At 46.4% G+C, this 265-nt stretch carries 1 protein-coding gene; it reads left to right on the top strand.

The window, feature by feature from the left end:
* A partial coding sequence (locus FE392_RS19910) for a hypothetical protein (protein ID WP_319931865.1) occupies positions 1-265 on the top strand: 265 nt, incomplete at both ends.

Below are 265 nucleotides of genomic sequence, written 5' to 3'. Positions count from 1 at the left end.
ACAAACAACGAAGACAAATGGCGGCGGGGAATTGATTGCAACACTGGATAGTTCGGTTCCACTTAATGGCGTGAAAGTCTCACTGGCTATTGAGAATCATGCTGCGGTGACGGCTGATCCCGTTGCATTTATTCCTGATAAATCAAAATACCACATTGATGGTGGCCTGACAGCGAGCCCCAAAGGGCCTTTGACTGTGGGGGATGGCGCATTTTATACCTTTACGGCCAAGATTATTGATTACGAAAATCAAGCGGTAGTGAAT

It is taken from the genome of Xenorhabdus santafensis (genome assembly GCF_033949405.1).
Lineage (GTDB): Bacteria > Pseudomonadota > Gammaproteobacteria > Enterobacterales > Enterobacteriaceae > Xenorhabdus > Xenorhabdus santafensis.
This window is presented reverse-complemented; position numbering and strand designations above follow the sequence as displayed.